This is a genomic window from Chitinivibrionales bacterium (assembly GCA_014728215.1).
Taxonomy (GTDB): Bacteria; Fibrobacterota; Chitinivibrionia; order Chitinivibrionales; family WJKA01; genus WJKA01.
Genome location: WJLZ01000111.1, coordinates 1 through 3,351, shown reverse-complemented (window position 1 = coordinate 3,351; position 3,351 = coordinate 1). Strand labels below are relative to the sequence as shown.

At 46.6% G+C, this 3,351-nt stretch carries 3 protein-coding genes; 1 reads left to right on the top strand and 2 read right to left on the bottom strand.

All coding sequences use genetic code 11. The features are described 5' to 3' along the window. On the bottom strand, nt 1-713 hold a 713-nt coding region (locus GF401_08285), incomplete at its 3' end, for a hypothetical protein (GenBank protein ID MBD3345044.1). 212 nt (nt 714-925) lie between these two features. Here GF401_08285 and GF401_08280 point away from each other — a divergent pair. Next, nucleotides 926-2,716, top strand: a complete 1,791-nt coding sequence (locus tag GF401_08280) for a protein kinase (GenBank protein ID MBD3345043.1) — start codon at nt 926-928, stop codon at nt 2,714-2,716. A gap of 36 nt (nt 2,717-2,752) precedes the next feature. Here the strand turns inward: GF401_08280 and GF401_08275 are convergent, their stop codons facing one another. Beyond that, nucleotides 2,753-3,349, bottom strand: coding sequence for a hypothetical protein (locus GF401_08275; protein ID MBD3345042.1), 597 nt, complete (start codon nt 3,347-3,349; stop codon nt 2,753-2,755). Between the last annotated feature and the right edge of the window lie 2 nt (nt 3,350-3,351).

Here is a 3,351-nt window from a genome sequence, read left to right as displayed (position 1 = left end):
TCATGAAGTCGGTGGGCACGGGCGTTATACCCGATCCAGATACCTCCTCCCACCAGAGCCGCCGCCCCAAAACCGATTCGAGCCGGCACAATCCATTGCTTTTTTTGGACAACCGAATCACTCACGAGACGGTCAATTTCCGGATCAGGCTTTTGGGGCGCCGTATCCGTCACCAGCGAAAAAGGTTTTTTATCTTCCACAATAACGGTCGAATCGCCCAGGGAGAGATCCGCGTTACCGTTATCATTAAAAACACAGTTTTTAACACTCAGTTTTTCCAGGGTTTCAGGGATTTTCAGGCCGAATGTACTGTGACTGATTCTCACATATTCAAGCGTAATGCTGTCGGCCGAACGTTTAATGTCAATGCCGTTCCAGTCAAAAGGCTGAGGATCATCCTCCCGTTCACTTACCGGACGGTCGTTCATGGATGTGAAAACAATCGGCTCGGAGGGCTCGCCTTTGCATTCAAGATTGCCTTCAACAATCAACCCGCCAAAACGTTTAAACCGGATAATCGAGCCGGGTGCAAAGGATAAAGTTCGTCCTCGCTTAACAATAATATTATTTTCGACAATATATTCAGCTTTTTCGTAGGCGCCGTCCTGTTCGCCGGTTAGTTCGATATCATCCAGGGCCTTGCCGGGCGCAATACCGAGCAGGAGAGTAATAATTACCGGGAAATAAATTTGAGAATGGGTAAATTTTAACATACTTTGAACTGAACAGGCATACCCCTGTCTTCAGAGATTGCCGAATTGGTGTATTATTATATTGATGAGAAAATAATCTAATACCGATTTCTCACACCAAAATTATTACTAATTATATTGAAGGGCATACCACAAGCACCCCTCTGTTTGTCGGAGCGGCATGTGCATTTTTCTTGAAATATGCTGTTTCAGATGGGTAATATGATAGTATTATGTCGAAAAACGACCGAAAGCCACCGACGGATTCTACCGATATCTCCGAAAGCAGACCGCTTCCCCTGGTAGGATCGATCATGCCCAAGCCCCATGAGTGTGTAGGTGAACTGCGGGTGCTCAAGCATATCGATTCCGGCGGGACGGCGGTTGTTTACAAGGCGATACATGAACAGCTTGAAGTTGTCCGGGCAGTGAAAATGCTCAAGCCGGAATCCATGGTGGGCAATAGTAAACGACTGCGTACTGAAGCAAAGATTTCGGCGAATCTTATTCATCCAAATATCGTGCAGATATATAATGTCGGTTTATGGAAAAATACCATTCCCTTTATTGAGATGGAATACATTGACGGCTGGTCGCTGAAAGATTTATTGTTTGAGCGGGGGAAACTGCCGGTACCGGTTGCGCTTTCGATCGCAAGCATTATTTCCCGGGCACTGGACTATGCTCATCGACAATCGGTAACTCTCTATGGAAAAAAGTATAATGGTCTTGTACACCGTGATATCAAGCCGGGAAATATCCTTATTGCGCAGGACGGGACGGTCAAGCTTGCCGATTTTGGGATAGCGCGACCGGGTGAAACCAGCATTCATACGGCAAGCTCCGAAATAATGGGAACCTATGCTTATCTCAGTACCGAACAGATTGACGGTCTTGTTCTTGATGCCCGTACCGATATTTATTCGCTTGGAACCGTTCTCTATGAAATGATTACCGGGCTGAAGTGTTTTCCCCAGGAGTCGCTGGGAGCGCTTGTCAAGGCAAAGACCAACGGCATGTACCGGCCGGTCAAAGAGCCGGTTCCTCAAATATCTCCGAAAGTCACGGCGCTTATCAATAAATGCATCGAGGTCGATAAGGAGAAAAGGCTTCCGAATGCGGCGGAATTATGTGTCGAGCTTGAATCACAACTTTCCCTCTATAGCGACAAACCGGCGTCGTTGATCGTCGAGGAATATATCAATAATCCCCGGGAGAGCCATACGCAATTTTTATCAAAGCAGAAGATCCATTCAAACAAGAGTTTTATTACCCTTTATGTGGGAACAATTGTTGCAGCGGTGGTACTGATTCTTGGTTCACTGAAGATCTTTGATATCGTTCAAAAAAAGACGCATCCTCCGGACACTCAGGGGATTGGGGAAAAGAAAGCGGTCGAGCAACCCCGGGGGCAGGAGACCGTAAAATCTCCGCCGCCTGAAGCGTCGTCTTCATCTCGAGTTCAGCCGAAATCTTCATCACAGTCTACCGTCACGAGAAAAAGACCGGTCAGTTCCGCCTCATCCCAGGCCGATTTTCAGAAAGGACTTGATTTATTCAGAAAGGGAGACCATAAAAAAGCGATACCTCTGTTGGAAAAGGCGCTCCTTCAGGAACATCCATCACCACTCAAAAAAATAATCCGACTTCGGCTGCTGGAATCATATTACAATACCGGTAATTTTTCCAGGGCCTATAAGCTTTCCAGGGAAAAAATCATCAACGACGGTCATTTTTATCTTTTGCAGGGAAAGATATTGTATCAGACCGGTCGCTATCGGCAAGCGCAGGAAGCGCTTATAAAAGCCCAGAGTGTGCCGTCACATTTCAGCCGGACAACACAGCAGGAAGCAGTATATGAATGGGCAAAAACTCATGATATGATTTATCGGAAAAAGCCTAATCTCAATAATAAAAACGCTGCCCTTCTGGCATGGAAAAAATATAAAAAAGCTTTTTGCAGCACTATCTCGTCGAAAAACTGCAAAAAAGCCGAGGAACGAATCACCCGGCTTTCGCAATGAATATTCGGCTTTTTGTACAAGTGAGTGTACCGCCGGTTAGACGGGGAGTTTATATCGACGGAGGGCAAAACGGACGATGCGGTCTATGAGGTCGTTATAACAGATTCCAATTTTCTCCGCTGCTTCGGCAACCTCTTCTCCATAGGCGATATCAGGATTGGGATTAACTTCGAGAATATAAACTTTATTGTCGGGCGTTAAGCGCACGTCGATACGCCCGTAATCCTGCACTTGAAGAATATGATATGCCTTTTTGCAGGCCCGGGCGATGATGTCGCGAGCAGAATCGTCGAGTTTGGCGAACCCGAAGGTGATATTCCATTTTTTTTGATATTCCTGGTTCCATTTAACCCGATAGGTTGCCAGTACCGGTCCTCCTTCGTCGCTACTGCCGAAATAGAGTTCCCGCGGGGGCAAAACGGCCAGGCGGCGATTGCCGATGACGCCGACATATAATTCTCTGCCTTCGATGTATTCTTCGGCGATGACCGGTTGGTTCCACCGCTCAAAAACCATTCGTGCTCTCTCCTCCAATTCAACGATATCCTTAACCAGCGAGGCGTTGGAAATGCCCTCGGAACCGTCTTCATATAACGGTTTGACAACTAAAGGAAAATGCAATGATTTAGGAATTC